The sequence below is a fragment of the Azorhizophilus paspali genome (genome assembly GCF_043587585.2).
In the GTDB taxonomy this organism is placed as follows: Bacteria; Pseudomonadota; Gammaproteobacteria; order Pseudomonadales; family Pseudomonadaceae; genus Azotobacter; species Azotobacter paspali.
The window spans coordinates 2,419,103-2,445,938 of the sequence record NZ_CP171449.1 but is presented as its reverse complement, the minus strand read 5'-3'; the positions used below and the strand labels follow the sequence as shown (position 1 = coordinate 2,445,938).

Sequence of the window (26,836 nt, the reverse complement as noted above, 5' to 3'; positions counted from 1 at the left end):
TCTAAGATACGAAGTGTACAAAAATAAGACAAGACTTAAGGGGAGACGGAATGAGCGAAGCATTATCCATTCACCATGATCGGGCTGGACATCAGTTCGAGGCTGTCGTAGATGGGCACCGCGCCTATCTAGCCTATATGGACCTTGGGAAGAACACCCTGGATATCTACCGTACCTATGTTCCCGTCTCCTTGCGTGGCCGTGGCATCGCCGCTGCCCTGACGGCCGAGGCGCTCGATTATGCCAAGCGCATGGGGTATACGGTGATTCCGTCCTGTTCCTATGTCGAGCGCTACATCGAGCGTCAGCAGAGCCAGTTTTGAGAATGCAGGCATTGTGGTGGCAACGCCGGGATAATAGCAACCCGGCGTTGTCGTTTTCGACGCTCAGGAGCGTTTCCGGTTCGGCAGGATATCCTTGAGCTTGGCGCGCATGTCGCGTATCGCTGTGGCTGTGGTGTCCCAGTCGATGCAGGCGTCGGTGACGGAGACTCCGTACTTGAGGTCGTCCAGATTGTCGGGAATCGACTGGCTGCCCCAGCCCAGGTTGCTCTCCACCATCAGGCCTATGATGGATGAATTGCCTTCGAGAATCTGGTTGGCTACGTTGGTCATCACCAGGGGTTGCAGGGCTGGATCCTTGTTCGAATTGGCGTGGCTGCAGTCCACCATAATATTCGGCGGGATGCCGGCTTTACGCAGCTCCTGCTCGCAGATGGTGACGTTGACCGAGTCGTAGTTGGGCTTGCCATTGCCGCCGCGCAGAACGACGTGCCCATAGGTATTGCCCTTGGTCGTCACGATGGAAACGCTGCCCTGCTGGTTGATGCCCAGGAAACGGTGGGGCCTGGATACCGACTGCAGCGCGTTGATCGCCACGGTCAGGCTGCCGTCCGTGCCGTTCTTGAAACCGACGGCAGAAGACAGGCCGGAGGCCAACTCGCGGTGTGTCTGGGATTCCGTGGTGCGGGCACCGATGGCCGACCAACTGAACAGGTCCTGCAGATACTGTGGGGAAATCGGGTCCAGGGCTTCACCAGCGCTTGGCAAGCCTATTTCGGCGATGTCGAGCAGCAGTCGGCGGGCGATATGCAGCCCTTCCTGGATCTTGAAGGTGTCGTCCAGATAGGGATCGTTGATGAGGCCCTTCCAACCGACGGTGGTGCGGGGTTTCTCGAAATAGACACGCATCACCAGAAATAGGGTGTCGGAAACTTCGGCTGCGAGCTTCTTGAGCCGTTCGGCGTATTCATGTGCCGCCTTGACATCGTGGATGGAGCACGGACCGACCACCAGGAATAGGCGATGATCCTTGCCGTCGAGGATATTGCGGATGACTTCGCGGCCGCGGGAGACAGTGTTCATGGCGGCAGCGCTCAAGGGGATCTCGGCTTTGAACTGCTCTGGGGTGATCAAGGGGTTGTTGGAGGCAACGTTGATGTCATTGATCGGTAAATTGACCATCTGATTACTCACAGGTTGTGGGCCAGCCAGTACGTCCCCGCACTATGGGCGCGGCATGTAAGGCAATGGGAAAGGGGAGGAAAACCTTAGCGCGTTATGCGAGGGGGCGACAATGGGCTATTCGAACAATAGGGAGTTAGTGGGCGGAGCGCGACCGCAGGACCACTCTCCTGCATGGCTGGAGGCCATGATTGCTCAACGGTCCGGATTCGTTTTAGCTGATAAAGCGTCTGGCTTTCTTCAGTAAACTATCAATAATGGTTATAAGAATGCTGTCATTTTGCGAGCGTTCGTTATCTTGGTTCGAGGAATAGCCATGAAGCTTCAGCAACTGCGTTACATCTGGGAAGTGGCGCATCACGATCTCAATGTTTCGGCCACGGCTCAGAGCCTCTACACATCGCAGCCCGGCATCAGCAAGCAGATCCGCCTTCTGGAGGATGAGCTGGGGGTAGAGGTTTTTGCGCGTAGCGGCAAGCATCTGACACGTGTGACGCCGGCCGGCGAGCGAATCATCACCACCGCCGGGGAAATCCTGCGCAAGGTGGAAAGCATCAAGCAGATCGCCCAAGAGTTTTCCAACGAGAAGAAAGGCACCCTGTCCATCGCGACGACCCATACGCAGGCGCGCTATGCCTTGCCATCGGTCATCAGCGCCTTCATTCGCCAGTATCCGGAGGTTTCCCTGCACATGCACCAGGGGACGCCGACCCAGATCGCCGAAATGGCGGCCGATGGGACCGTCGACTTCGCCATTGCCACTGAGGGATTGGAGTTGTTCAGCGACCTCCTCATGATGCCCTGTTACCGCTGGAATCGCTGTGTGGTGGTGCCGCAGGGGCATCCGTTGACCAAGCTGTCCAAGCTGACGCTCGAGGCGGTGGCCGAATATCCCATCGTTACCTATGTGTTCGGCTTTACCGGGCGTTCCAAGCTGGACGAGGCCTTTTTCAACCGTGGCCTGACTCCCAAGGTGGTGTTCACCGCCGCCGATGCCGACGTCATCAAGACCTATGTTCGGCTCGGTCTCGGTGTAGGCATCGTCGCCCGGATGGCGGTGGACGAAAGGCTCGACAGCGATCTGGTGGCGCTCGATGCCAGTGAACTCTTCGAGCCCAGCGTTACCAAGATCGCTTTTCGCCGCGGTACCTTCCTGCGCGGGTTCATGTGCGATTTCATCGAGCGATTCGCCCCGCACCTTACCCGGCCCGTTCTGAGCAAAGCCATGCAATGCCACAACAAGGCCGAGCTGGACGAACTGTTCGAGGGAATCGAACTGCCGTTGTATTGACGGTCCCTGGCCGGATCAGCTCTTGCCGATCAGGTTGCCGGCATGCAGACCGCATTCCTTATGGGTGGCCTCTTCCCACCACCAGCGACCCTCGCGCTCGTGCTGGTTGGGCAGTACCGGCCGGGTACAAGGTTCGCAGCCGATGCTGATATAGCCTCGTTCGTGCAGCGAGTTGTAGGGGATTTCCAGCATGCGGATATAGCCCCAGACCTCCTCGCTGCTCATCTGTGCCAGCGGATTGAACTTGTACAGCGGCCTGTCCGGAGTGGAGAAGGCGCCGTCCAACTCGAACTCGGCGACCTGGCTGCGAGTCCCGGGGCTCTGGTCGCGACGCTGGCCGGTGGCCCAGGCGCTCACGGTGGCCAGTTTGCGCTTGAGCGGTTCGATCTTGCGGATACCGCAGCATTCGCCGTGGCCATCCTTATAGAAGCTGAACAGCCCTTTTTCCCTGACCAGTGGTTCGAGTAGGCGGGCATCGGGCGAGAGCACTTCGATGGCCAAGCCATAGTGCTCGCGCACTTGCTCGATGAAACGGTAAGTTTCGGGGTGCAGGCGGCCGGTATCCAGACTGAAGACCCTGACGTTCTTGTTGAGCTTCCAGGCCATGTCGAGCAGTACGACGTCTTCGGCGCCACTGAAGGAGATCCACAGATCGTCGCCGAAGTGATCGAAGGCGATCTGCAGGATGTCCTGGGGCGATTTGCCGATGCAGGCGGCGGCCAGCTCGGCGGTGTTCACGGCTTGCTTCATCAGGCGATGTTCCTAGGTATCGTGAGCGGCTGAGGATTGTGTGTCGCGAATGCTAGCAGAGGACGTTTTCTTTCCTAAACAACCGGTCTCGCCGGTGGCTTTCTGTGCGTTATGAGCGGTCAGAGTGCGCGAAGGGTCGCCAGCAGTGTTCGCACCTTGGTGATGGACTCCTGATACTCCGTCTGCCAGTCGGAGTCGGCGACTATTCCGCCGCCGCCCCAGCAGGTGATGCGCCCGTTGCGGGCCAGCAGAGTGCGAATGGCAATGGAGCTGTCCAGCCCGCCGCCGGAATCCAGGTAGAGCAGCGAGCCGCAGTAGATGGCGCGGCGTCTGCTTTCCAGTTCCTCGATGATCTGCATGGCGCGGATCTTCGGTGCGCCGGTGATAGAGCCGCCCGGAAAACTGCCGGCGAGCAAATCCAGGGCATCCTTGCCGGGAGCCAGCTCGCCCCTGACGCAACTGACCAGATGATGCACGTTCGGATAGCTCTCCAGGGCGAACAGTTGCGGAACGTGCACCGAGCCGGGCCGGCAACTGCGGCTCAGGTCGTTGCGCAGCAAGTCGACGATCATCAGGTTTTCGGCTCGATCCTTGGCGCTGAGCCGCAGCTCGTCGGCGTACAGTCGGTCTTCCGCGGCACTGCGACCGCGTGGGCGGGTGCCCTTGATCGGACGGGTTTCCACCTGTCCATCCGTGACGCTCAGAAAGCGTTCCGGCGAAAGACTGAGAATGGCATTGCCGCCATCCAGAGACTGGTATCCGGCGAAGGGGGTCGGACAGGCCTGGCGCAAGGCTCGGTAGGCAACCCAGGGATCGCCCTGGAAGGGGGCTTGAAAACGCTGGGCGAAGTTCACCTGATAACAGTCGCCTGCCTGAATGTAGGCGAGAATGCGCTCGATGGCCGCGCGATAGTCGCTGACGGTCAGGTCCGGGGTGAAATCCGCCACGAGATGGAATGCCGTGCTTCTGGGCGGCGGCGGCGTGCGGAACAAGTGTCTCAAACGCTCGCATTCGCGGCTGTCCAGACTGGGATGGCAGACCAGCGTGGTGGTCTGCGCCTGGTGGTCCGTGATCACTGCCCAGGCATAGAGTCCGAGCTGGGCATCGGGAAGCTCCAGGTCATCGTGGGTCGTATCAGGCAGGCGTTCGAGACGGCGGGCGAAATCGTAGGACAGGTAGCCCATCAGGCCGCCCGTGAAAGGAAGTCCGCATGCTTCGGCACGCTCCAGGGTCGATATGGCCTGGCGCAGCCGCTGGAGAAAGCCGTTGCCGGTTTCACCGGCAGAAGGAACAAGGCGAACCCGCGGCCAGGCGCTGAGCAGGTCGTAACGGCCCCGTTGCGATGCAGGTCGACCGCTGTCGAACAGCACGGCGCCGGGGGCCTGGCGAATCTTCTCGAAATAGCGGGTCGGATCGGCGCTATAGGGGAGTGTGTGGATACGGCAACTGGACATGCGGATGCGTTGGTTGTGGCAAGGCCTGATTGTAGCGCCAGGGGTTCCGGATTGCCGGGTAACCCGCCCTCGAAGGGGCGGAGAGTCAGACGGCTGCAGTGGAAACGCGCCCGAACAGCTCCTGGGCGAAGCGCATGCGCTCGGTCGGGGTCTCCTGGATGCCGCGTTCCTTGAGGTCCGCCAGGTGAGCTTCGATCTTGTAGGTGCGCAGGGCCAGGCCGCAGTCGTTGGCGATCTGGATATTCAGGCCGGGACGGGCGTTGAGCTCGAGAATCAGGGGCCCCTTGGTTTCGTCCAGCACCATATCGACGCCGATATAACCGAGACCGCAGAGTTCGTAGCAGCCGGCCGCCAGCTTCATGAAGCCGTCCCAGTCGGGCAGTTGCACGCCATCGACCGGATTGGTGGTGTCCGGGTGCTTGGCGATCTTGTTGTTCAGCCAGGTGCCGCGCAGGGTGAGGCCGGTGGTCAGATCGACACCGACGCCGATGGCGCCCTGGTGCAGGTTGGCCTTGCCGCTGGACTGGCGGGTCGGCAGGCGCAGCATGGCCATGACCGGATAGCCCATCAGCACGATGATGCGGATGTCCGGGACGCCCTCGTAGCTGATGCTTTTGAAGATCGGGTCGGGTTTGACGCGGTACTCGATCAGCGCCCGGTCGCGGCCGCCGCCCAGGGAATAGAGGCCAGTGAGGATGCTGGAGATGTGGTACTCGATTTCCTCATGGGTGACGATCCGGCCGGAAATCGTCTTGTAGCGGCCTTCGAAACGGTCGGCGATGACCAAAATGCCGTCGCCGCCGGCCCCTTGGGCCGGCTTAATCACGAAGTCGCTGTGTTCGCCGATGATCTGCTCGAGATTCTCGATTTTCTTCTCGGTTTCGATGATCCCGTACATCTCCGGCACATGGATGCCGGCCTCGATCGCATGCTGCTTGGTGATGATCTTGTCGTCGACGATGGGGTACAGACTGCGTTTGTTGTATTTCAGTACGTAGTCCGCATTACGCCGGTTGATGCCCATGATGCCCTTGGCTTCCAGGGCCTTCCATCTCTTCCACAGGTTGATCATGTCTCAGTCCTTCAGGAAGGCCTTGAAGCGGAACAGTTCCGTCAGGCGGTAGCCGCGGTAGCGTCCCATGGCCAGCATGAAGCCCACCAGAATCAGCAGTACCGTCGGGAAGGTGAAGATGAAGTAGGTCAACTGCGGAATGTTCATCAGCAGATGAGCCAGCGAGGCGGCGACGATGGTGCCGAGGGCGACCTTGAAGGCATGGCCGCCGCCGCGTTCTTCCCAGGTGATCGACAGGCGCTCGATGGTCATGGTCAGGATCACCATCGGGAACAGCGATACCGACAGGCCGCGTTCGAGACCGAGCTTGTGGCTGAGCAGGCTGATGATGGCGATCAGTACCACCACGAAGGTCAGCACCACGGACAGACGCGGCAGCATCTGCAGCTTGAGATGTTCCAGGTAAGAGCGCAGCGACAGGCCCAGCGCGGTGATCAGGGTGAAGAGAATGATGCCGAAGCCCACCTGGGTTTCGCGGAAGGCCAGGGCAATCAGGACCGGCGTGAAGGTTCCGAGGGTCTGGATGCCGATCAGGTTGCGCAGGATCAGGATCACCAGCACGCCGATCGGAATCATGATCATGATCTGATAGGTCTCCTGGGTTTCCAGCGGCAGGCCGTACAGCGTGTATTCCAGGAAGTCGGCATCGGTGTTCTGGTCGGTCATCTTGGCCAGGCCGATGGCGTTTAACTCGCTGTTGTTGAGGGTGAAGTTGACCTGGGCCTGTTTACCGCCGTCCACGCTGACCAGCGGCTCGTCGCCGGTCCACCAGATCAGGCGGTCGGCCGGCAGTCCCTGCTCGCCGGTGTCGGGGTTGAAGTACAGCCACTTATCGCCGTTGAAGCTGCGAATCCAGAGTTCGGGACTGACCGCCTGGTCGGTGACCAGGCGCAGGGTGTGCACGCGCTCCATCGGCACATGGGCGAAGGACAGCAAGAGTTCGACGATGCGTACCCGGTTCGGCGTCGAGGTATTGCCGGCGGTGAGCAGCTTTACATTGTCGTCGTTGAGGTTGTTGACCCGCTTGATGGTTTCACCGATGAAGGTTTCGACGTCGGCCGAATGCTCCCGGATTGGCGCCAGCAGGGCTTCGGCGGCGATCTTTTCGGCACCCTCCACCGGGATGCTGTCGCGGAATATCGGGCCCTTGGGCTTGGGCAAATCGCCGGTATAGCGCTTGGTCAGGGCCAGGCGATAGTAGAGGGTCTGCTTGCCGCTGGCGCGCCGGGCCGACCAGGTCACCCGGCGGTTGCTGTCGACCTGATTGACGCTCACGCCATAGTTGTTGGAGATGAAGCTCTCGTTGAGGCTGACATAGTTCTGGTTGAGCGGCGGGGCGAACATCTGCACCTTCACCGGCTCGCGTGGGTTGGCCTGAAATTCGACGCGCGCGTCGATGTTCCACAGGTCGTCGGTCTCGTCCTCGGTCACCGGAATGCCCAGGACGAAGATTTGATAGGCCGTGACCAGAACCCCGATCGACACCAGCAGGACGATCAGTATTTTCAAATGCAGGTTGAGGGCGCGCATGCGTATTACTCGGCGGAGTTTGCAACAGTGGCGCAACCGGGCTTGCCGGCCGCGTATTTAAGACTCGGATCGACCAGGGCCCCGAAGCGCGTCAAGGCGTCGGAGCCGATCAGCAGCGGGTATTGGAAGGCGCTCCTGTCGGTCAGGTTCACCTCGATGGTGCGCAGGGTACCGCCCATGCAGAAGTCCAGCTCGACCACCGGGCGAGCCGTGTAGGTCTGGCTTTCCGCCGGATCGTAGTCTCCGGCGCGGCGCTTGATCTTGCTGAGTCTCGCCAGCGGACGTTCGATAGGGTGCGAATGGCTGTCATCGATGGCCAGATAGAAGCGTACCCAGGTCTCACCGTTGCGCTTGAAGCGCGTGATGTCGCGGGCGCTGAGCGATGCCGTCTCGGCACCCGTATCCAGCTTGGCCACCACTTCCAGTTTGAGTTCGGGCAGCGACACGTATTCGTTCAGGCCATAGACGGACTTCTCGGTGGCGAAAAGTGTTTCGGGGATGAACAGCAGGCAAGCAGACAGGGCAAGGGGCTGGAATCTCATAGGTCCTGTAGACGGAGGCGATCGACAGTTCAGGCAGCGGCTTGGCACGACGATCCCGCTGCCTGGGCAACAGGCGGTCACGGGCAGGACCGCCTGCCGCGCGGCGCGCATTCTAGCACGGGTTTCCCGTATCGGCAGATTCCGCCCCTTGGTCGCGGAAAAGGTGTGGAGACGCGTGCGTATTCGATGATTGTCGACAATCTGAAAGACTCGTTTGACTGGATTGCTTATCAAGCCTAATTTACGTGCAATGAAAACACTGATTGTCGACAATATGCTTGAGATGCCATCCTCGCTGCTAGCTATTCCAGATGATTCCGAAACGCTCTCCGAGCATGTGTTCCGACGCATCCAGGCGGCGATCGTGAAGGGTGAGATCGCCCCAGGCAGCAAGATTTCCGAGCCCGAACTGGCGCGTGTCTACGGCATTAGCCGCGGTCCCCTGCGTGAAGCCATCCATCGCCTGGAAGGGCAAAAACTGCTGGTCCGGGTTCCCCACGTGGGAGCCAGGGTGGTTTCGCTCAGCCACCAGGAACTGATCGAGCTTTACGAGATCCGCGAGTCGCTCGAAGGCATGGCCTGCCGCTTGGCGGCCGAGCGCATGACGCAGGCGGGCGTCGACGAATTGCGCCGGGTACTGGATACCCACGAGCGCGACGAAGCCTTCCAGGCCGGTGTCGGCTATTACCAGCAGGAAGGCGATTTCGACTTCCATTACCGGATCATCCAGGGCAGCGGCAACCAGACGCTGGTGCGTATGCTTTGCGCGGATATGTATCAACTGGTACGCATGTACCGCATCCAGTTCTCTTCCACGCCCAACCGGCCGCGCCAGGCCTTCAACGAACACCACCGGATACTCGATGCCATCGCCGACCATGACGGCGAACTGGCCGAACTGCTGATGCGACGGCACATAGCTGCTTCCCGGCGCAACATGGAGCGCCACTACGAAGGCGCTCAGGTCACTCCAGCCAACAAGAGAGGTAAGTCATGACTCAGACGTTTGCCGGGCAACGCTTTCGCGATGCCGTCGCCAGCGAACATCCGCTGCAGGTGGTCGGCGCCATCAATGCCAACCACGCGCTGCTGGCCAAACGTGCCGGCTTCAAGGCCATCTACCTGTCCGGCGGCGGCGTGGCGGCCGGTTCCCTGGGCCTGCCAGACCTGGGCATCACCGGGCTGGACGACGTGTTGACCGACGTGCGCCGCATCACCGACGTATGCGACCTGCCGCTGCTGGTGGACGTCGATACCGGATTCGGTTCCTCGGCCTTCAACGTCGCCCGTACCGTCAAGTCGATGATCAAGTTCGGTGCGGCCGCCATCCACATCGAGGACCAGGTGGGTGCCAAGCGCTGCGGTCACCGTCCGAACAAGGAAATCGTTTCCCAGCAGGAGATGGTCGACCGGATCAAGGCGGCCGTGGATGCCCGTACCGACGACAGCTTCGTGATCATGGCGCGTACCGACGCGCTGGCGGTCGAGGGGCTGAACTCGGCGCTGGATCGCGCCGCCGCCTGCGTCGAGGCGGGTGCCGACATGATCTTCCCCGAGGCGATCACCGAACTGGCGATGTACAAGACCTTCGCCGACCGGGTGAAGGCGCCGATCCTGGCCAACATCACCGAGTTCGGCGCCACGCCGCTGTACACCACCGAGGAACTGGCCAGCGTCGATGTATCCCTGGTGCTCTATCCGCTGTCGGCGTTCCGTGCCATGAACAAGGCAGCCGAGAACGTCTACACGGCGCTGCGCCGCGACGGCACCCAGAAGAACGTGATCGATACCATGCAGACCCGTATGGAGCTTTACGACCGCATCAACTACCACGCCTTCGAGCAGCACCTCGACGCACTGTTTGCAGCCAACAAGAAATGAATGCCGCCTGACCGGCCGGAACGAGCCGCTCCCGGAAAACAATAGCAATGACAACCGGATTAGGAGAAACGAGCGATGAGCGCTACCGCAGAAACCACCACTGTTGGCTTCAAGCCGAAGAAGTCAGTAGCTCTGAGTGGCACCACCGCCGGCAATACCGCCCTGTGCACCGTGGGGCGCACCGGCAATGACCTGCACTATCGCGGCTATGACATTCTCGACTTCGCCACCATCTGCGAATTCGAGGAGGTCGCCCACCTGCTGGTGCACGGCAAGCTGCCCAATGTCGCCGAACTGAACGGCTACAAGGCCAAGCTCAAGTCCCTGCGCGGCCTGCCGGCCGGCGTGAAGACCGCTCTCGAGCAGTTGCCGCCTTCCTCCCACCCGATGGACGCGATGCGCACCGGCGTGTCCGTGCTCGGCTGCCTGTCGCCCGAGAAGGAAGACCACAATTACCCCGGCGCCCGCGACATCGCCGATAAGTTGATCGCGTCCCTGGGCTCCATGCTGCTGTACTGGTACCACTTCAGCCACAACGGCAAGCGCATCGACGTGGAAACCGACGACGACTCCATCGGCGGCCACTTTCTACACCTGCTGCACGGCAAGAAGCCGAGCGACAGTTGGGTGCGCGCCATGCACACCTCGCTGATCCTCTACGCCGAGCACGAGTTCAACGCCTCCACTTTCACCTCCCGGGTGATCGCCGGCACCGGCTCCGACATGTTCTCCTGCGTCACCGGCGCCATCGGCGCGCTGCGCGGGCCGAAACACGGCGGCGCCAACGAGGTGGCCTTCGAGATTCAGAAACGCTACGACACCCCGGACGAGGCCGAGGCCGATATCCGTGCCCGCGTCGAGCGCAAGGAGGTCGTGACCGGCTTCGGCCACCCGGTCTACACCGTCGGCGATCCGCGCAACAAGGTGATTAAGGAAGTCGCCCGCGAGCTCAGCGTCAAACAAGGCAACACCAAGATGTACGACATCGCCGAGCGCCTCGAAAGTGTGATGTGGGAAATCAAGAAGATGTTCCCCAACCTGGATTGGTTCAGCGCCGTCAGTTACCACATGATGGGCATTCCCACGGCCATGTTCACCCCGGTGTTCGTGATCGCCCGTACCTCCGGCTGGGTCGCCCATGCCATCGAGCAGCGCATCGACGGCAAAATCATCCGGCCGAGCGCCAACTACGTCGGTCCGGAAAACTTGAAGTTCGTTCCGCTCAGGGAGCGCAAGTAAAATGAACACCCAGTACCGTAAGAGCTTGCCGGGCAGCACGCTGAACTACTTCGACACCCGTGCGGCCGTCGAAGCCATCCAACCGGGCACCTACGACAAGCTGCCGTATACTTCTCGCGTGCTGGCCGAGCAGTTGGTGCGCCGCTGCGATCCGGCCCTGCTGAGCGACTCGCTGAAGCAGATCATCGAGCGCAAGCGCGACCTGGACTTCTCCTGGTATCCGGCCCGCGTGGTCTGCCACGACATCCTCGGCCAGACCGCGCTGGTCGATCTGGCTGGCCTGCGCGACGCCATCGCCGAGCAGGGTGGCGATCCGTCCAAGGTCAACCCAGTGGTGCCGACTCAGTTGATCGTCGACCATTCGCTGGCCGTGGAGTACGGCGGCTTCGATCCGCAGGCTTTCGAGAAGAACCGTGCCGTCGAGGAGCGTCGCAACGAGGACCGCTTCCACTTCATCGACTGGACCCGCACCGCGTTCAAGAACGTGGACGTGATCCCGGCCGGCAACGGCATCATGCACCAGATCAACCTGGAGAAGATGTCCCCGGTGATCCAGGCGCGTGACGGCGTGGCCTTCCCGGACACCTGCGTGGGTACCGACTCGCACACCCCGCACGTCGATGCCCTGGGCGTGATCGCCATTGGCGTCGGCGGCCTGGAAGCCGAAACCGTGATGCTTGGCCGCGCCTCCATGATGCGCCTGCCGGACATCGTCGGCGTCAAGCTGACCGGCAAGCGCCAGCCCGGCATCACCGCCACCGACATCGTCCTGGCGCTTACCGAGTTCCTGCGCAAGGAGCGCGTGGTCGGTGCCTACGTCGAGTTCTTCGGCGACGGCGCAGCCAGCCTGTCGATCGGCGACCGCGCCACCATCTCCAACATGTGCCCGGAATACGGTGCCACGGCGGCGATGTTCTACATCGACCAGCAGACCATCGACTACCTGAAGCTGACCGGTCGCGAGGCGGAGCAGATCGCCCTGGTCGAGAACTACGCCAGGACCACCGGCCTGTGGGCCGATGCCCTGGTCGGCGCCGAATACGAGCGCGTGCTCGAATTCGACCTGTCCGGCGTGGTGCGCAACATGGCCGGGCCGAGCAACCCTCACCGCCGCCTGCCGACCAGCGCCCTGCACGAGCGCGGCATCGCAGACGAGACCAAGCTGGCCGCCGCCAAGGCCGAAGAGGCCGAGGGTCTGCTGCCGGACGGCGCGCTGATCATCGCCGCCATCACCAGTTGCACCAACACCTCCAACCCGCGCAACGTGGTGGCTGCCGGCCTTCTGGCCAAGAAGGCCAACGCGCTGGGCCTGGTGCGCAAACCCTGGGTGAAGAGCTCGTTCGCTCCGGGCTCCAAGGTCGCCAGGCTGTATCTGGAGGAGGCCGGCCTGCTACCCGAGCTGGAGAAGCTGGGCTTCGGCATCGTGGCCTACGCCTGCACCACCTGTAACGGCATGTCCGGCGCCCTGGACCCGGAGATTCAACAAGAGATCATCGACCGCGACTTGTACACCACCGCCGTGCTGTCCGGTAACCGCAACTTCGATGGCCGCATCCATCCGTACGCCAAGCAGGCCTTCCTGGCCTCGCCGCCGCTGGTGGTCGCCTACGCCATCGCCGGTACCGTGCGCTTCGACATTGAGCAGGACGTGCTGGGCCACGACAAGGACGGCAAGGCCATCACCTTGAAGGACCTGTGGCCGAGCGACGAGGAGATTGACACCATCGTCGCTTCCTGCGTGAAGCCCGAGCAGTTCAAGCAGGTCTATATCCCGATGTTCGATTTGGGCTCCGTGGAGGAGGCCAAGAGCCCGCTGTACGACTGGCGTCCGATGTCCACCTACATCCGCCGCCCGCCGTACTGGGAAGGCGCCCTGGCCGGCGTGCGTACCCTCAAGGGCATGCGCCCGCTGGCGGTGTTGCCGGACAACATCACTACCGACCACCTGTCGCCGTCCAACGCCATCCTGCCGGACAGCGCCGCGGGCGAGTACCTGGCCAAGATGGGCCTGCCGGAGGAGGACTTCAACTCTTACGCCACCCATCGCGGCGACCACCTGACCGCGCAGCGCGCTACCTTCGCCAACCCGCAACTGGTCAACGAAATGGCCGTGGTCGACGGTGAGGTGAAGAAGGGCTCGCTGACCCGCGTCGAGCCGGACGGCAAGGTCATGCGCATGTGGGAAGCCATCGAAACCTACATGGGGCGCAAGCAGAACCTGATCATCGTCGCTGGCGCCGACTACGGCCAGGGTTCCTCGCGCGACTGGGCGGCCAAGGGCGTGCGCCTGGCCGGCGTCGAGGCCATCGTCGCCGAAGGCTTCGAGCGCATCCACCGTACCAACCTGGTTGGCATGGGCGTGCTGCCGCTGGAGTTCAAGCCGGGTACTACCCGCAAGACCCTGGGTATTGACGGCACCGAAACCTTCGATGTGATCGGCGAGCGCAAGCCGCGCACCGAGCTGATTCTGGTCATCCACCGCAAGAGCGGCGAGACCGTCGAAGTGCCCGTGACCTGCCGCCTGGACACCGCCGAAGAAGTGTCCATCTACGAGGCCGGCGGCGTACTGCAGCGCTTCGCCAAGGACTTTCTCGACCAGGCCTGACCGCCGTGACCTGTCTACCGGTCCCGCGCCCTGCGGGACGGGTAGACAGGCATCTGCATTCCCTTTCGTGCCACCATCCGGCGGCACGGTCTCATGAGGACGAGACTCCCATGGCTCATGTACCCCAGATCAAGATTCCCGCCACCTATATCCGCGGCGGTACCAGCAAGGGCGTGTTCTTCCGTCTGCAGGACCTGCCGAAAGCCTGCAGGGTGCCCGGCGAGGCCCGCGACAGGCTGCTGCTGCGGGTGATCGGCAGTCCCGACCCGTACGGCAAGCAGATCGACGGCATGGGTGGCGCCACCTCGAGCACCAGCAAGACGGTGATCCTCGCCAGGAGCGAGCGGGCCGACCACGACGTCGATTACCTGTTCGGCCAGGTGTCCATCGACAAGGCCTTCGTCGACTGGTCCGGTAACTGCGGCAACCTGTCCGCCGCGGTCGGTGCCTTCGCCATCAGCGGCGGCCTGGTCGATCCCAGTCGCATCCCATGGAGCGGCACCTGCACCGTGCGCATCTGGCAGGCCAACATCGGCAAGACCATCGTCGCCCATGTTCCGATCACCAACGGTGAAGTGCAGGAAACTGGCGACTTCGAACTGGATGGCGTGACCTTCCCGGCGGCCGAAGTGCAACTGGAGTTCCTCGATCCGGCCGACGAGGGCGAAGGCGAGGGGGGGGGGTCGATGTTCCCAACCGGCAACCTGGTCGACGACCTGGAGGTGCCGGGTGTCGGCACCTTCAAGGCGACCATGATCAACGCCGGCATCCCCACCGTGTTCGTCAATGCCGAAGACATCGGCTACACCGGCACCGAACTGCAGGACGCCATCAACAACGATCCGAAGCAACTGGAGCGTTTCGAGACCATCCGCGCCTATGGCGCGCTGCGCATGGGCTTGATCAAGGATGTGAGCGAGGCCGCCAACCGCCAACACACACCCAAGGTCGCCTTCGTCGCCAAGCCCAGGGATTACGTCGCCTCCAGTGGCAAGCAGGTCGCTGCCGGCGACGTGGACCTGTTGGTGCGTGCGCTGTCGATGGGCAAGTTGCACCACGCCATGATGGGCACGGCCGCCGTGGCCATCGGCACGGCCGCGGCGATTCCGGGCACCCTGGTCAATCTTGCCGCCGGTGGTGGCGAGCGCAATGCCGTGCGTTTCGGCCATCCGTCCGGCACCCTGCGCGTCGGTGCCGAGGCCAGATTGGTCGACGGCGAATGGACGGTCACCAAGGCCATCATGAGCCGCAGCGCCCGTGTGCTAATGGAGGGCTGGGTCCGCGTGCCGGGCGACTCCTTCTAGAGCACCTCTAAAAACTACCTGCGTGGTCATCGCTGCGTTAAAAACAGGCTCAAAATGCTCATTTACAGCGCGTAAACTCTGCTTTTTCGCCTGTTTTTGCCTTGCGCTGACTGCCTCGCCTACGTTTTTAGAGGTGCCCTCTAAGGTGTCCCTGCGGACTTGCTCGGGAAATGGAACTGACCAGTTGTCGAGCGCAGTTCTTCGGAGACGGGCACGGGCTATCGATACGTAATCCGGAATGGCCGCTTCTTCGACTCGTTCCGGTCGAGACTTCTGACACGGGCGGCGGGTGATATGAAAAATCGGGAGTTCGACTCCCGGTTTTCCGGATATGGACTATGGATATCCTGTTTCGAGAGATGGCTATCCATTCATTTCAGGCGTCGTTCGACGCCCTTCTCGACCAGGATTTTTGCGGAAATTTCCTCCACCGAGAAATGGGTGGAATTGATGAAGGGAATTTTTTCGCGTCGCAGCAGTTTCTCCGTTTCGCGCACTTCGAACTCGCATTGGGAGAAGCTGGAATAGCGGCTGTTCGGCTTGCGCTCGTGACGAATGGCGACCAGTCGCTCGCTGTCGATGGTCAGCCCGAAGAGTTTTTCCCGATAGGGTTTCAGTGCCGTCGGTAACTGTAGGCGTTCCATGTCCTCCTCCGTGAGTGGGTAATTGGCGGCACGGATGCCATACTGCATAGCCATGTACAGACAGGTCGGGGTCTTGCCGCTGCGCGAGACGCCCACCAGGATCAGATCGGCCTTGTCGTAATAGTGAGTGCGGGCACCGTCGTCATTGTCGAGAGCGAAGTTCACTGCTTCGATCCGCTCCATGTAATGAGCGTTGTGACTGATGGAGTGCGACTTGCCCACGGAATAGGAGGAGTGAGAGACCAGCTCATGCTCCAGGGGAGCGAGAAAAGTGGAAAAGATGTCGATCATGAATCCGTTGGATTTGGCCAGGATGTCACGGATTTCTTGATTGACGACGGTGTCAAAGATGATTGGGCGGGCGCCGTCCCTCTCTGCCGCGGCATTTATCTGCTGGACCATGCCGCGCGCTTTTTCCGCCGTATCGATATAGGGACGAGTAAGCTTGGTGAAGGAGATGTTTTCAAACTGTGCCAATAGGCTTTGGCCAAGGGTTTCCGCGGTTATGCCAGTACCGTCGGAGATGAAGAAGGCGGTTCGTTTCATTGCGCCCTTGGCCTTAAGGATATGACGATGGTTAGGCTATGATGAAGTCCGGCATTGCCGGGCATCTTGACCCAACATTGTCACTTATTTTCACGGGTCAAGCCAGAATCGTGCAGAAAGGTTCCTTCTCTGACTTCCCAATCCCTAGTGGAGAATTCATCTTGGTAGAGTACGTAGTTTCCCTTGACAAGCTCGGCATCCACGATGTGGAGCGAGTAGGGGGCAAAAACGCATCCCTGGGCGAAATGATCAGCAACCTGTCCGGCGCCGGTGTATCCGTTCCCGGGGGCTTTGCCACCACAGCTCAGGCCTACCGTGATTTCCTCGAGCAAAGCGGTCTGAATGATCGTATCCATGCAGCGCTCGACGTGCTGGATGTGGATGATGTGAATGCACTGGCCAAAACCGGTGCGCAGATTCGCCAGTGGGTGATGGAAGCCGACTTGCCTGCCCAGCTCGACGCCGACGTCCGCAAGGCCTTCGCCGAAATGGCGGGCGGCAACGAGCACCTGGCCGTGGCGGTACGCTCTTCCGCCACTGCGGAGGATCTGCCCGACGCCTCCTTTGCCGGTCAGCAGGAGACCTTTCTCAACATCCGTGGCGTGGACAACGTGATCCGCGCGGTCAAAGAGGTTTTCGCTTCTCTGTTCAACGACAGGGCCATCGCCTATCGGGTCCACCAGGGCTTCGATCACAAGCTGGTCGCCCTGTCCGCCGGGGTGCAGCGCATGGTGCGCTCGGAGACCGGTACCGCTGGGGTGATGTTCACTCTGGACACCGAGTCCGGCTTCCGGGATGTCGTATTCGTCACCGGCGCCTACGGTCTCGGCGAAACCGTGGTGCAGGGCGCGGTGAACCCTGACGAGTTCTATGTGCACAAGTCGACCCTCGAAGCCGGACGTCCCGCCATCCTGCGCCGCAACCTAGGCAGCAAGGCGATCAAGATGATCTATGGCGAGGAAGCCAAGGCCGGCAAGTCGGTGAAGACCGTCGAGGTGAGCGGCGCGGATCGTGTCCGCTTCTGCATCAGCGATGCCGAGGTCAGCGAGCTGGCCAAGCAGGCTCTGATCATCGAGAAGCACTACGGGCGGCCGATGGACATCGAATGGGCCAAGGATGGCGACGACGGCAAGCTCTATGTCGTCCAGGCGCGTCCGGAAACGGTGAAAAGCCGCGGCAGCGCCACCGTGATGGAGCGTTACCTGCTCAAGGAGAAGGGCAACATCCTGGTCGAGGGGCGTGCCATCGGCCAGCGGATCGGCGCCGGCCCGGTCAAGGTGATCCATGACATCGCCGAAATGGACAAGGTCCAGCCGGGTGACGTACTGGTTTCCGACATGACCGACCCGGACTGGGAGCCGATCATGAAGCGCGCCAGTGCAATCGTCACCAACCGTGGCGGGCGTACCTGCCATGCGGCGATCATAGCCCGCGAGCTGGGTATCCCGGCGGTCGTCGGCTGCGGCAATGCCACCACCGTGTTGCAGGATGGCCAGGGCGTGACCGTTTCGTGCGCCGAAGGCGATACCGGCTATATCTTCGAAGGCGAACTGGGCTTCGATATCCGCAAGAATTCCATCGATGCCATGCCGCATCTGCCGTTCAAGATCATGATGAATGTCGGCAATCCGGACCGGGCCTTCGACTTCGCCCAATTGCCGAACGAGGGTGTCGGCCTGGCCCGCCTGGAATTCATCATCAACCGCATGATCGGCGTACACCCCAAGGCATTGCTGAACTTCGCCGGCCTGCCACCGGAAATCAAGGGTAGCGTCGAGAAGCGTATCGCCGGTTATGGCGATCCGGTCGGCTTCTATGTCGAGAAGCTGGTCGAGGGTATAAGCACCCTGGCCGCCGCCTTCTGGCCGAAGAAGGTCATCGTGCGCATGTCCGACTTTAAATCCAACGAATACGCCAACCTGATCGGCGGCAAGCTTTACGAGCCGGAAGAAGAGAATCCGATGCTCGGTTTCCGTGGCGCCTCGCGCTACATCAGCGAGTCTTTCCGCGATTGCTTCGAGCTGGAATGTCGGGCGATCAAGAAGGTGCGCAACGAAATGGGGCTGGCCAACGTCGAGATCATGATTCCCTTCGTGCGCACGCCGGGCGAGGCCAGCCAGGTCATCGACCTGCTCGGCAGCCATGGCCTCAAGCGTGGCGAGAATGGACTGCGCGTGATCATGATGTGCGAGCTGCCTTCCAACGCACTATTGGCCGAGGAGTTCCTCGAGTATTTCGACGGCTTCTCCATCGGCTCCAACGATCTGACCCAACTGACCCTGGGGCTGGATCGCGATTCGGGGATCGTCGCCCACCTGTTCGACGAGCGGAACGCTGCCGTGAAGAAGTTGCTGTCCTGCGCCATTCAGGCCTGCAACAAGGCCGGCAAGTACATCGGCATCTGCGGTCAGGGACCGTCGGATCATCCGGATCTGGCCAAGTGGCTGATGGATCAAGGTATCGACAGTGTCTCGTTGAATCCCGATTCGGTACTGGATACCTGGTTCTTCCTAGCGGAAGGGTTGGGCAACTGATTCCGGAACGAGCCGACGAGGGAAGCGGAAAAGAGTGGACAGCGTCCCGCCTTTTTCCGCTCGTGGATTTGTATATTCGACGTGTGTCGTTCCGTGTCGGGTCCTTTCCCGCCCGGTCCGGCATTTCGCCGAAACAGCCTTGTCGCTGAGATGTTCGACCAAATTCGCCTGCGATCGTCTTGTCGTCGACGGAGGCGCCATATTGCACTCGAGCGGTCGTCGCATCTGTACAAGGGCATTGTCGGCGAGTTTCCGGGGCACACAGGACGAGCCTGTTCCTGTCGGGCTGCCGACGGCGACTCCGTATTGCTGATAAGCCAGGGGCTGGTTCGCAGGATGCGGCTTGAGCGACAGGATAATGCGTTGCCGTCGATACGGCGTGATTTCCAGTAACCGGGTGCCGACCGGAAATTGTCCGGGATTGGCATCGTACAACGCTCGACCATGACGAGATCATGTCGGCATCGCCGGGCCTTTCCGGCTTTCCAGTCCTTCGGGCACAGGCCGAGAGGCGCTCATCTACCTGTGTTACTTCTCCTGAGGAGTTCTGCCATGCAATACGTCACCCCGGATCTGTGCGACGCTTATCCCGAACTGGTGCAAGTGGTCGAGCCGATGTTCAACAATTTTGGCGGCCGCGATTCCTTCGGCGGCGAAATCGTCACCATCAAGTGCTTCGAAGACAATTCGCTGGTCAAGGATCAGGTCGATACCGATGGCAAGGGCAAAGTGCTCGTGGTGGATGGTGGCGGTTCGCTGCGCCGTGCCTTGCTGGGCGACATGCTCGCTGAAAAGGCCGCCCGCAATGGTTGGGAGGGACTGGTCGTCTACGGTTGCATCCGCGATGTGGATGTGATCGCCCAGACTGACTTGGGTGTCCAGGCCTTGGCTACCCACCCCATGAAAACCGACAGGCGGGGCATCGGCGATCTGAACGTTCCGGTGACTTTCGGTAGCGTCACTTTCCGGCCGGGCGAGTATCTGTATGCCGACAACAACGGCATCATTGTCTCTGCGCAACCCCTGAAAATGCCCGAATAACTCCGATTCCGGGCCTGCCATCCGTTCCTCGCGGGGTTGGCCCGATCTTGTGCGAATGCAGGATTGGCCAAACCAGCCGCTCTTCTGCCTGTCGATATCCGTCATCCTAAGCGGTGTGGATTGTTCGACGTTGGGTGCGCAGATGTGACTTGCCGGCGAACGAACTCGTCTAGGCGTTACATCCGGAGAGGCACGCATGCACGATCCATTCGAAGAATCCCTACGTGATCTGCTCAAGTCTTCGGCGCTCAGCCATGATGACGATGCTGCGCTGGGACGTGTCCTGAAAGCCGCCAACCGCCAGGCGGGGGCGGGCGACCTGTTCGCCTTGCTGGGGCATTGGTTCGAAGCGCTGATGATCGGTCTGAACAACGGATTGCCTCATATCATGCCGGTCTCTCGTGGTGGCACTTCCGATTCTTCTGCAGACAAGGCTGACTGAAATGGAACTCGACCCCTGGACTCAAAGCCTGGTTGCTGTGATGAAGACACTTTGGATCAAGGTAGCTAGCTTCATTCCCAATCTGTTCGTTGCCCTGATCGTGGTACTGCTGGGCTTCGTCGTGGCTAGGCTGCTCGATACGTTGCTTTCCAAACTGCTGGCGAAGGTGGGGCTGGATCGTCTGATGTCGGGTATCGGGCTGACCCGGCTGCTGGTCCGCGTTGGCATTCAGGTACCTGTTTCGACCCTGGTCGGCAAGATCGTCTACTGGTTCGTGTTGCTCGTATTCATGGTCTCGGCTGCCGAATCCTTGGGGCTGGCCCGCGTTTCCGCAACCCTGGACGTGCTAGCGCTCTATCTACCCAAGGTCTTCGGGGCTGCGTTGATCCTGCTCGCCGGGCTGCTGCTGGCGCAATTGGTCAATGGCCTGGTTCGTGGGGCGGCCGAAGGCGTGGGGCTCGATTACGCCAGCGGACTGGGGCGTGTCGTTCAGGGACTGGTGATCATCATTAGCATTTCCGTGGCGATCGGGCAACTGGAGATCAAGACGGATCTACTCAATACGGTCGTGGCCATCGTGCTGATTTCCGCGGGAGTGGCGGTTGCCCTGGCACTGGGCTTGGGCAGCCGCGAAGTGGCCGGTCAGATCATCGCCGGCATCTACGTCCGCGAACTCTACCGGGTAGGGCAGGCAATCAGGATCGGCGACCTCGAAGGGCGTATCGAAGAGATCGGCACGGTCAAGACGGTTTTGCTGACCACCGAGGGCGAATTGGTCTCGTTGGCCAACCGTTCCCTGCTGGATGAACACGTTAGCACCCGTTAAGGCGAAGATCTGGTAATCTATGCCGCCAATTTGAACCCGAGGTCTGGGCTTCGGCGGCCGTGACCGGACTGCCAGCCTTTCTTGTCTTGAACACAGACCACTCACTTCCTTTGCGATACGATCCTAAGGAACTGTCCGATGAGGAACTGGTCGAGCGTGCACATGTCGAGCTTTTTCACATCACCCGCGCTTATGCGGAGCTGATGCAGCGCTATCAGCGTGTATTGTTCAATGTCTGCGCCAGGTACCTGGGCAACGAACGGGACGCCGACGACGTCTGTCAAGAGGTCATGCTCAAGGTTCTGTATGGTTTGAAGAACTTCGAGGGCAAGTCGAAATTCAAGACTTGGCTTTACAGCATCACATACAACGAATGTATTACTCAATACCGAAAAGAACGGCGAAAACGTCGTCTAATGGATGCCTTGAGTCTCGATCCCCAAGAAGAGGCTTCGGAGGAAAGGGCACCGAAACTGGAAGAGCGAGGTGGCTTAGACCGCTGGTTGGTGCATGTCAATCCGATTGACCGGGAGATTTTGGTGTTGCGCTTTGTCGCGGAGTTGGAGTTCCAGGAAATCGCCGACATTATGGATATGGGGCTCAGTGCTACTAAAATGCGCTACAAACGTGCTTTAGACCGGCTACGGGAAAAATTTTCAGGACTTGCTGAACCCTAGCTTGACAGCTAGCCTCTTAACGAATAGCGATCTCAGCCATTATTATGTGGTTGAAAAACACAAGTTTGAGATTGTCTTACCGTCACATACCACGCACGATGGGGAAATACGGATGAAACTGAAAAACACCTTGGGCGCCATTATTGGCTCGATGGTCGCCGCATCTTCGATCAGCGCGCTGGCTCAGGGCCAGGGCGCAGTTGAGGTGGAAGCTTTCGCCAAGCACTGGTTCAGCGATGAGAGTTCGCGCGACTTCGAAAACGATGAGGCCGAACTCTATGGCGCATCGATCGGTTATTTTTTGACTGATGATGTGGAGCTGGTCTTGTCGCATGGCGTTTACAGGGACGTCACTACCGATGAGCGGATTGGCAACGGCGGGCACAAGGACATCAAGGGTGAACTGACCTCCATCGATGCCCTCTATCACTTCGGCGAGCCCGGCGCAGGCCTCCGTCCTTACGTTTCCGGCGGCTTTGCCCACCAGAGCATCGGCCAGGCCCGTAGCGGCCGTGACAACAGCACCATAGCCAACATCGGCGCCGGTCTGAAGTACTACTTCACCGATATGCTTTACGCCCGGGCCGGTCTCGAAGGCATGTACAACTTCGACGATGACCAGACCGACTGGCAGGCTGGCGTGGGTATCGGTCTGAACTTCGGCGGCAGCGGTGGGAAGCAGCAACCCGTTGCGGAGCCAGTTGCCGAGGTCTGTGCCGACGTCGACAACGATGGCGTCTGCGACAATGTCGACCGCTGCCCGGATACTCCCGCCAACACCACCGTGAATGCCGAGGGCTGCACCGCCGTCGCCGAGGTGGTGCGTGTCGAGCTGGACGTCAAGTTCGACTTCGACAAGGCGCAGGTCAAGGAAGAAAGCTATGCCGACATCAAGAACCTGGCCGACTTCATGAAGCAGTATCCGCAGACCAACACTACCGTGGAAGGTCACACCGACTCCGTCGGTACGGATGCCTACAACCAGAAGCTGTCCGAGCGCCGTGCCAATGCCGTGCGTGATGTTCTGGTCAACGAGTATGGCGTACAAGGCAGCCGCGTAGATTCCGTCGGTTACGGTGAATCTCGTCCGGTGGCCGACAACGCTACCGAGTCCGGTCGCGCCATCAACCGTCGCGTGGAAGCGGAAGTGGAAGCCCAAGCCCAGTAACTGGCAGGTGCTTCAGGAAAAACCCGGCTTTGCCGGGTTTTAATGAGATGGTCACCCCCACACCCTGCGAAAGCTAACTTTCGCAGGGTGTTTTGTTTTCGCAGACCATCGCCATGAGCACAGTCGCACTGGTAGGCATTGATCTTGGCAAGCACAGTTTCCATCTGCATGGGCAGGACAAGGCGGGGCGGAAAGTCTTCGGCAAAAAAGCGACACGCCTACAGATGATGCGTTTGCTGGGCGATCTGCCAGCCTGCAGCGTGGCGCTGGAGGCCTGTACGGGGGCTCACTTATTAGAAGGTCGCGGATCTCGGCGACGTTGCGGCTTTCGCGGATCTGCCGGAAGTACCAGCCGCCGTCGGCGGTGTCGCCGTACAGGCAGGCGCCGACCAGTACGTCGTCCTTGACCACCAGCTTCTTGTAGACGCCGTCGATGGAGTCGGAAAGGGTGATGGTCTCGGTGCCTTCGCTGCCCATGAAGTCGCCGGCGGAGAACAGGTCGATACCGGTGACCTTGAGTTTGGTGGAGGTCACCGAGCCTTCGTAGCGGGCGTTGCCGAGCTGGGCCAGGTGGTCGGCGCAGACCTTGGCCTGCTCGAACAGCGGCGCTACCAGGCCGTAGGCGATGCCGCGGTGGTTGGCGCATTCGCCGACGGCATAGATGGCCAGATCGGAGATCCGCAGGCCGTCGTCGACCTGGATGCCGCGGTTGCAGGCCAGGCCCGCGCGTGCCTCCAGGGCGTTTTGCAGCAGTTTGCCAACGGTCCTGTCGAGCTGGCGATTGAGCAGCCAGTCGCCGAGGTGTACCACGGTCACCTCCATGCCGCGCAGCCTGAGGCCGTTGGCCACTTCCAGGCCGCCGCCGATCACCAGCGCGTGACGGTGGGAGCGGGCGGTTTCCATCACATCGCTTGGGTATCGGCGATGTCGCGGTAGCCGACCACGCCCAGCAGATCCTTGCCGGGAATCGGCAAAATGAAAGGGCTGGAACCGGTGGCGACGAGCAGGCGGTCGTAGTCGGCCATGCTGCCATCGGAGGCCGTGACTCGGCGATTCTCGTGGTCGATGTCGACTACCTTACAGCCGAGGCGCAGGTCGATGCCGTTGTCCTGGTACCAGTTTAGATCGTTGAGGATGATCTTCTCGAAAGTCTGTTCGCCGGCCAGCACTGGAGAGAGCAGGATGCGGTTGTAGTTCGGGTGCGGTTCGGCGCCGAACACCGTGATCTCGTAGAGGTCCGGGGCGAGCTTGAGCAGTTCTTCCAGGGGGCGGACCCCGGCCATGCCGTTGCCGATCATTACCAGCTTGAGTTTTTCCATCGCTCTTCTCCGTTACAAAAAGCGGAAAACAAAAAAGGCGTCCCGCCGGTTACCCAGCGAGGACGCCTTTGTCCATTCCCGTTCTGTCGGGAAACACTGCCCTCCACGCTGAAGGCAATGCTTATGTGATCTGTCGGTTTTCTCTTGGCAGAGACTGTGCCATTTTCACAGATGATTGATTTACGAGGAGTTTTCCGATGGCTGGTCTGAAGGAGTCGCTCTGGCTTGCACTGTCTTGGTTCGTGGCGCCCTCTTCTGGGGCTTCATGGGCGCGCAGGGACGATCAACAGGGCGAGCAGAGCCAGGTTGAGCAACAGGGAGAGCAGGGCGACGCCACGCCAGACCTTCAGCGGCTCGCGCTCCAGCCAGGGACGCGGGCGTAGCTCCTGGGGCCGGCGTTCGCCCTGTTCCAGCTCGAGCAGCCATTCCTCGGCGGTTTCGAAGCGCTGCTCGGGATCGGCGATCAGCGCCCGCTGCAGGCATTCGTCGAGCCAGGCGGGCAGGTCCGGACGATAGCGGCTAGCCGGGAGCGAGGTACCGAAGCGCGGATGCTGGAAGGCCTCGATCTCACCATAAGGGTAATGGCCGGTGAGCAGAAGATAGAGGGTGACGCCGGCGGCGTAGAGAATTGGGGCATTGTCGCGCCTGCCGAAATGGCCTGGCTCAGGCCGCGACGGGATGCCGGAAGCGGTAGGAAGGGCTTCGCTTGTAGGTTGCGAGCGCGCTGCTAATGTTACGAACAGGTTACTTCTCATTGACACCTTCCAGGATGTAGGCGACGCCGCTGGAGCGGATTGGAAAGGAAGCCATGGCGATTTTCTTGAAGGAGTTGCTGCTCGGGCTGTACCTGCTGATCCAGCATGATTATTACCGCGAACGCCTGATGGCGCTGCAGGGCGGCGTGCCGCTAGTGCTGTTCGCCGGGATGTTCGCCGTGCTGCTCGTCGCCTTGTGGCTGACCGCCCACATCCGGTCGGCCCCGGTCCGCTACCTGTTCGCTTTGCTGTTCTTCGCCAGCACGCTGTTCTTCGACGTCTACACGCAGGTCTCCGCCGAGTACCTGACCTACGGCACCTTCGTCTCGCTGATCTATTCCGGTGGCTTCATCGACGAGGCTCTGTACCAGTACTGGGCGAGCATCCTGGTCTGTGCCGCCAAAGCCTTGCCGTTATTGTTCGGCATCGCTCTCGCACCCCGGCGACGCCTGCCGCTACCGGGGATCGCGCTGGTCGCGGCGCCACTCTGCGCTCTGCTGCTGCTGACGGGCATCCTGTTCGTGCGCGGTGGCGTCGGGGCTCGTGGTCTGCCGGCGATGTATACGCCGCTGGCCTACCTCAACCTGTTCGCCTACGAGGCAGCGAGCAGTACCGTGGGGCCGCGGGAAGCGGTGAGCTTGCCGCGCCATGGCCAGGCGATCGGCAACGATATCGTGCTGATCATCGACGAGAGCGTGTCCGGCAACTATCTGGACATCAATGTCGAGCACGGCGTGCGCACCAACCTTGGGCAGTCGCCTCCCGGTGCGACCCTCTACAACTACGGCTATGCCGCCGCCATCGCCAACTGCAGCGCGGATACCAACGTCACCCTGCGTTATGGGGGCACGCGTAGCGATTACCTGCGGATCAATTCGACCATGCCCTCGATCTGGCAGTACGCCAGGAAGGCCGGGCTACGTACGGTCTACATCGATGCGCAGCGCACCGGCGGACGCCTGCAAAATCTGATGAGCAAGAGCGAGCGAAAGGAAATCGACGAGTTCGTCCAGTTCGACGGCACCCCGGTACGCGACCGCGACATGGCGGCTGCGCAGAAACTCATCGAACTGCTCGGCAACGATACGGCCGAGCTGATCTACCTCAACAAGATCGGCGCGCACTTTCCGGTGCACGACAAGTACCCGGACGATTTCATGATCTACCGACCGGCATTGCCGCGCGGCCAGTATGCCGATATCTCCGATACCGGCGAGCGTGACGGCTTTGGCGGCCAGGCCGAGGATTGGGGGCGGTACCGTAACGCCTACAGAAATACCCTGCTGTGGAACGTCGGCGAGTTCTTCGCCCGGCTTTTCGCCCGGGCCAGGCTCGACAACGCCGTGCTGATCTATACCTCCGACCATGGCCAGGATCTGCACGAGCGCGGCAACCCAGGGCTCGATACCCACTGTGGTGGCGATCCGGTGGTGGAGGAGGGATTGGTGCCGCTGGTGGTGATCCAGGGTCACGGCTTGCACGGTCTCGACTGGCAAGGCGAGCTGGCGAGTAACAGGAACCGTTCCAGCCACTACAACATCTTTCCTACGCTGCTGCAGTTGATGGGCTACGACCTGACGGCGCTGCAAGCCGTGTATGGCAAGCCGCTGAGCTTGCATACCGAGGATGAATTCACCTTCAACACCCGCTTCAATGCGCGGCTGGGAGAGAAGGCGAACTGGAAGTTCATCGACTTGAATGAGGTGGTGAAGCCCGTGCTGCAGTGAAGTACGGGCCGTGGGGGCCGGTCAGT

Annotated in this window: 21 protein-coding genes and 3 pseudogenes; 15 read left to right on the top strand and 9 right to left on the bottom strand. The window is 60.9% G+C overall.

Annotated features, from left to right (window positions below; translation table 11 throughout):
* Nucleotides 1-50 precede the first annotated feature (50 nt).
* Nucleotides 51-323, top strand: coding sequence for a GNAT family N-acetyltransferase (locus ACGI6K_RS11850; RefSeq protein WP_376949288.1), 273 nt, complete (start codon nt 51-53; stop codon nt 321-323).
* A 63-nt stretch (nt 324-386) separates the two neighbouring features.
* Here the strand turns inward: ACGI6K_RS11850 and ACGI6K_RS11845 are convergent, their stop codons facing one another.
* A complete protein-coding gene (locus tag ACGI6K_RS11845; RefSeq protein ID WP_376949290.1) occupies nt 387-1,463 on the bottom strand; it encodes a 3-deoxy-7-phosphoheptulonate synthase in 1,077 nt (358 codons plus the stop codon).
* A gap of 316 nt (nt 1,464-1,779) precedes the next feature.
* Here ACGI6K_RS11845 and cysB point away from each other — a divergent pair, with 316 nt between their 5' ends.
* Nucleotides 1,780-2,754: an HTH-type transcriptional regulator CysB gene (gene cysB / locus ACGI6K_RS11840; protein WP_376949292.1), complete on the top strand. Its 975-nt coding sequence runs from the start codon at nt 1,780-1,782 to the stop codon at nt 2,752-2,754.
* 15 nt (nt 2,755-2,769) lie between these two features.
* Here cysB and ACGI6K_RS11835 read toward each other — a convergent pair whose 3' ends face one another.
* The 5 genes from ACGI6K_RS11835 to ACGI6K_RS11815 all read right to left on the bottom strand — a co-directional run bounded on the left by ACGI6K_RS11835 (nt 2,770) and on the right by ACGI6K_RS11815 (nt 8,102).
* Complete coding sequence (locus tag ACGI6K_RS11835; RefSeq protein ID WP_376949294.1) at nt 2,770-3,504, bottom strand: phosphoadenylyl-sulfate reductase; 735 nt, start codon at nt 3,502-3,504, stop codon at nt 2,770-2,772.
* 119 nt (nt 3,505-3,623) lie between these two features.
* Complete coding sequence (gene pabB, locus ACGI6K_RS11830; RefSeq protein ID WP_376949296.1) at nt 3,624-4,958, bottom strand: aminodeoxychorismate synthase component I; 1,335 nt, start codon at nt 4,956-4,958, stop codon at nt 3,624-3,626.
* Nucleotides 4,959-5,043: 85 nt separating this feature from the next.
* A complete protein-coding gene (locus ACGI6K_RS11825) occupies nt 5,044-6,030 on the bottom strand; it encodes an alpha-L-glutamate ligase-like protein (protein WP_376949298.1) in 987 nt (328 codons plus the stop codon).
* Between the two features lie 3 nt (nt 6,031-6,033).
* Nucleotides 6,034-7,560 (bottom strand): inactive transglutaminase family protein, encoded by a 1,527-nt coding sequence (locus ACGI6K_RS11820; protein WP_376949300.1) that lies wholly within the window; start codon nt 7,558-7,560, stop codon nt 6,034-6,036.
* 5 nt (nt 7,561-7,565) lie between these two features.
* Nucleotides 7,566-8,102 (bottom strand): ATP-dependent zinc protease family protein, encoded by a 537-nt coding sequence (locus ACGI6K_RS11815; protein WP_376949302.1) that lies wholly within the window; start codon nt 8,100-8,102, stop codon nt 7,566-7,568.
* Nucleotides 8,103-8,376: 274 nt separating this feature from the next.
* On the opposite strand from ACGI6K_RS11815, the gene ACGI6K_RS11810 reads away from it, so the two are divergent.
* The 5 genes from ACGI6K_RS11810 to prpF all read left to right on the top strand — a co-directional run bounded on the left by ACGI6K_RS11810 (nt 8,377) and on the right by prpF (nt 15,131).
* The gene (locus ACGI6K_RS11810) at nt 8,377-9,099 is read left to right on the top strand and encodes a GntR family transcriptional regulator (protein ID WP_376949357.1); all 723 of its coding nucleotides are present in this window, start codon (nt 8,377-8,379) and stop codon (nt 9,097-9,099) included.
* The gene (prpB, locus tag ACGI6K_RS11805) at nt 9,096-9,983 is read left to right on the top strand and encodes a methylisocitrate lyase (RefSeq protein WP_376949304.1); all 888 of its coding nucleotides are present in this window, start codon (nt 9,096-9,098) and stop codon (nt 9,981-9,983) included. The genes ACGI6K_RS11810 and prpB overlap by 4 nt, the downstream gene beginning before the upstream one ends.
* A 75-nt stretch (nt 9,984-10,058) precedes the next feature.
* Complete coding sequence (gene prpC / locus ACGI6K_RS11800; RefSeq protein ID WP_376949306.1) at nt 10,059-11,222, top strand: bifunctional 2-methylcitrate synthase/citrate synthase; 1,164 nt, start codon at nt 10,059-10,061, stop codon at nt 11,220-11,222.
* A gap of 1 nt (nt 11,223) precedes the next feature.
* Nucleotides 11,224-13,827, top strand: a complete 2,604-nt coding sequence (acnD, locus tag ACGI6K_RS11795) for a Fe/S-dependent 2-methylisocitrate dehydratase AcnD (RefSeq protein WP_376949308.1) — start codon at nt 11,224-11,226, stop codon at nt 13,825-13,827.
* A gap of 110 nt (nt 13,828-13,937) precedes the next feature.
* Nucleotides 13,938-15,131 carry a 2-methylaconitate cis-trans isomerase PrpF gene (gene prpF, locus ACGI6K_RS11790; protein WP_376949310.1) on the top strand — a complete coding sequence of 398 codons (1,194 nt, stop codon included), beginning with the start codon at nt 13,938-13,940 and terminating at the stop codon, nt 15,129-15,131.
* Nucleotides 15,132-15,502: 371 nt separating this feature from the next.
* Here prpF and ppsR read toward each other — a convergent pair whose 3' ends face one another.
* The gene (ppsR, locus tag ACGI6K_RS11785) at nt 15,503-16,321 is read right to left on the bottom strand and encodes a posphoenolpyruvate synthetase regulatory kinase/phosphorylase PpsR (protein ID WP_376949312.1); all 819 of its coding nucleotides are present in this window, start codon (nt 16,319-16,321) and stop codon (nt 15,503-15,505) included.
* Between the two features lie 161 nt (nt 16,322-16,482).
* On the opposite strand from ppsR, the gene ppsA reads away from it, so the two are divergent.
* The 7 genes and pseudogenes from ppsA to ACGI6K_RS11750 all read left to right on the top strand — a co-directional run.
* A complete protein-coding gene (gene ppsA / locus ACGI6K_RS11780) occupies nt 16,483-18,855 on the top strand; it encodes a phosphoenolpyruvate synthase (protein WP_376949314.1) in 2,373 nt (790 codons plus the stop codon).
* A gap of 552 nt (nt 18,856-19,407) precedes the next feature.
* Complete coding sequence (gene rraA / locus ACGI6K_RS11775) at nt 19,408-19,896, top strand: ribonuclease E activity regulator RraA (protein WP_376949316.1); 489 nt, start codon at nt 19,408-19,410, stop codon at nt 19,894-19,896.
* 196 nt (nt 19,897-20,092) lie between these two features.
* Nucleotides 20,093-20,338 (top strand): CrfX protein, encoded by a 246-nt coding sequence (locus ACGI6K_RS11770; protein WP_376949318.1) that lies wholly within the window; start codon nt 20,093-20,095, stop codon nt 20,336-20,338.
* A 1-nt stretch (nt 20,339) separates the two neighbouring features.
* A complete protein-coding gene (locus tag ACGI6K_RS11765) occupies nt 20,340-21,164 on the top strand; it encodes a mechanosensitive ion channel family protein (RefSeq protein ID WP_376949320.1) in 825 nt (274 codons plus the stop codon).
* 86 nt (nt 21,165-21,250) lie between these two features.
* Complete coding sequence (gene sigX / locus ACGI6K_RS11760; protein ID WP_376949359.1) at nt 21,251-21,841, top strand: RNA polymerase sigma factor SigX; 591 nt, start codon at nt 21,251-21,253, stop codon at nt 21,839-21,841.
* Nucleotides 21,842-21,953: 112 nt separating this feature from the next.
* The gene (locus ACGI6K_RS11755) at nt 21,954-23,009 is read left to right on the top strand and encodes an OmpA family protein (RefSeq protein WP_376949361.1); all 1,056 of its coding nucleotides are present in this window, start codon (nt 21,954-21,956) and stop codon (nt 23,007-23,009) included.
* 113 nt (nt 23,010-23,122) lie between these two features.
* Nucleotides 23,123-23,305 (top strand): annotated as a pseudogene (locus tag ACGI6K_RS11750) (IS110 family transposase); the annotation flags it as partial.
* On the opposite strand, the pseudogene ACGI6K_RS11745 reads toward ACGI6K_RS11750, so the two are convergent.
* A pseudogene (locus ACGI6K_RS11745) lies at nt 23,301-24,328 on the bottom strand (NAD(P)/FAD-dependent oxidoreductase); the annotation flags it as partial. The pseudogenes ACGI6K_RS11750 and ACGI6K_RS11745 sit on opposite strands and share 5 nt — an antisense overlap.
* 263 nt (nt 24,329-24,591) lie before the next feature.
* Nucleotides 24,592-25,011: pseudogene (locus tag ACGI6K_RS11740) on the bottom strand (bifunctional protein-serine/threonine kinase/phosphatase); the annotation flags it as partial.
* A gap of 125 nt (nt 25,012-25,136) precedes the next feature.
* Between ACGI6K_RS11740 and ACGI6K_RS11735 the strand changes: the two are divergent.
* Nucleotides 25,137-26,810, top strand: coding sequence for a sulfatase-like hydrolase/transferase (locus ACGI6K_RS11735; RefSeq protein ID WP_376949322.1), 1,674 nt, complete (start codon nt 25,137-25,139; stop codon nt 26,808-26,810).
* The last annotated feature ends 26 nt before the right edge of the window (nt 26,811-26,836 follow it).

What these genes read in the sequence shown, in the direction of transcription:
- ACGI6K_RS11850 (WP_376949288.1), top strand. Translation starts at nt 51, where the DNA reads ATGAGCGAAGCATTATCCATTCACCATGATCGGGCTGGACATCAGTTC.
- ACGI6K_RS11845 (WP_376949290.1), bottom strand. Translation starts at nt 1,463, where the DNA reads ATGGTCAATTTACCGATCAATGACATCAACGTTGCCTCCAACAACCCC.
- cysB (WP_376949292.1), top strand. Translation starts at nt 1,780, where the DNA reads ATGAAGCTTCAGCAACTGCGTTACATCTGGGAAGTGGCGCATCACGAT.
- ACGI6K_RS11835 (WP_376949294.1), bottom strand. Translation starts at nt 3,504, where the DNA reads ATGAAGCAAGCCGTGAACACCGCCGAGCTGGCCGCCGCCTGCATCGGC.
- pabB (WP_376949296.1), bottom strand. Translation starts at nt 4,958, where the DNA reads ATGTCCAGTTGCCGTATCCACACACTCCCCTATAGCGCCGATCCGACC.
- ACGI6K_RS11825 (WP_376949298.1), bottom strand. Translation starts at nt 6,030, where the DNA reads ATGATCAACCTGTGGAAGAGATGGAAGGCCCTGGAAGCCAAGGGCATC.
- ACGI6K_RS11820 (WP_376949300.1), bottom strand. Translation starts at nt 7,560, where the DNA reads ATGCGCGCCCTCAACCTGCATTTGAAAATACTGATCGTCCTGCTGGTG.
- ACGI6K_RS11815 (WP_376949302.1), bottom strand. Translation starts at nt 8,102, where the DNA reads ATGAGATTCCAGCCCCTTGCCCTGTCTGCTTGCCTGCTGTTCATCCCC.
- ACGI6K_RS11810 (WP_376949357.1), top strand. Translation starts at nt 8,377, where the DNA reads ATGCTTGAGATGCCATCCTCGCTGCTAGCTATTCCAGATGATTCCGAA.
- prpB (WP_376949304.1), top strand. Translation starts at nt 9,096, where the DNA reads ATGACTCAGACGTTTGCCGGGCAACGCTTTCGCGATGCCGTCGCCAGC.
- prpC (WP_376949306.1), top strand. Translation starts at nt 10,059, where the DNA reads ATGAGCGCTACCGCAGAAACCACCACTGTTGGCTTCAAGCCGAAGAAG.
- acnD (WP_376949308.1), top strand. Translation starts at nt 11,224, where the DNA reads ATGAACACCCAGTACCGTAAGAGCTTGCCGGGCAGCACGCTGAACTAC.
- prpF (WP_376949310.1), top strand. Translation starts at nt 13,938, where the DNA reads ATGGCTCATGTACCCCAGATCAAGATTCCCGCCACCTATATCCGCGGC.
- ppsR (WP_376949312.1), bottom strand. Translation starts at nt 16,321, where the DNA reads ATGAAACGAACCGCCTTCTTCATCTCCGACGGTACTGGCATAACCGCG.
- rraA (WP_376949316.1), top strand. Translation starts at nt 19,408, where the DNA reads ATGCAATACGTCACCCCGGATCTGTGCGACGCTTATCCCGAACTGGTG.
- ACGI6K_RS11770 (WP_376949318.1), top strand. Translation starts at nt 20,093, where the DNA reads ATGCACGATCCATTCGAAGAATCCCTACGTGATCTGCTCAAGTCTTCG.
- ACGI6K_RS11765 (WP_376949320.1), top strand. Translation starts at nt 20,340, where the DNA reads ATGGAACTCGACCCCTGGACTCAAAGCCTGGTTGCTGTGATGAAGACA.
- ACGI6K_RS11755 (WP_376949361.1), top strand. Translation starts at nt 21,954, where the DNA reads ATGAAACTGAAAAACACCTTGGGCGCCATTATTGGCTCGATGGTCGCC.
- ACGI6K_RS11735 (WP_376949322.1), top strand. Translation starts at nt 25,137, where the DNA reads ATGGCGATTTTCTTGAAGGAGTTGCTGCTCGGGCTGTACCTGCTGATC.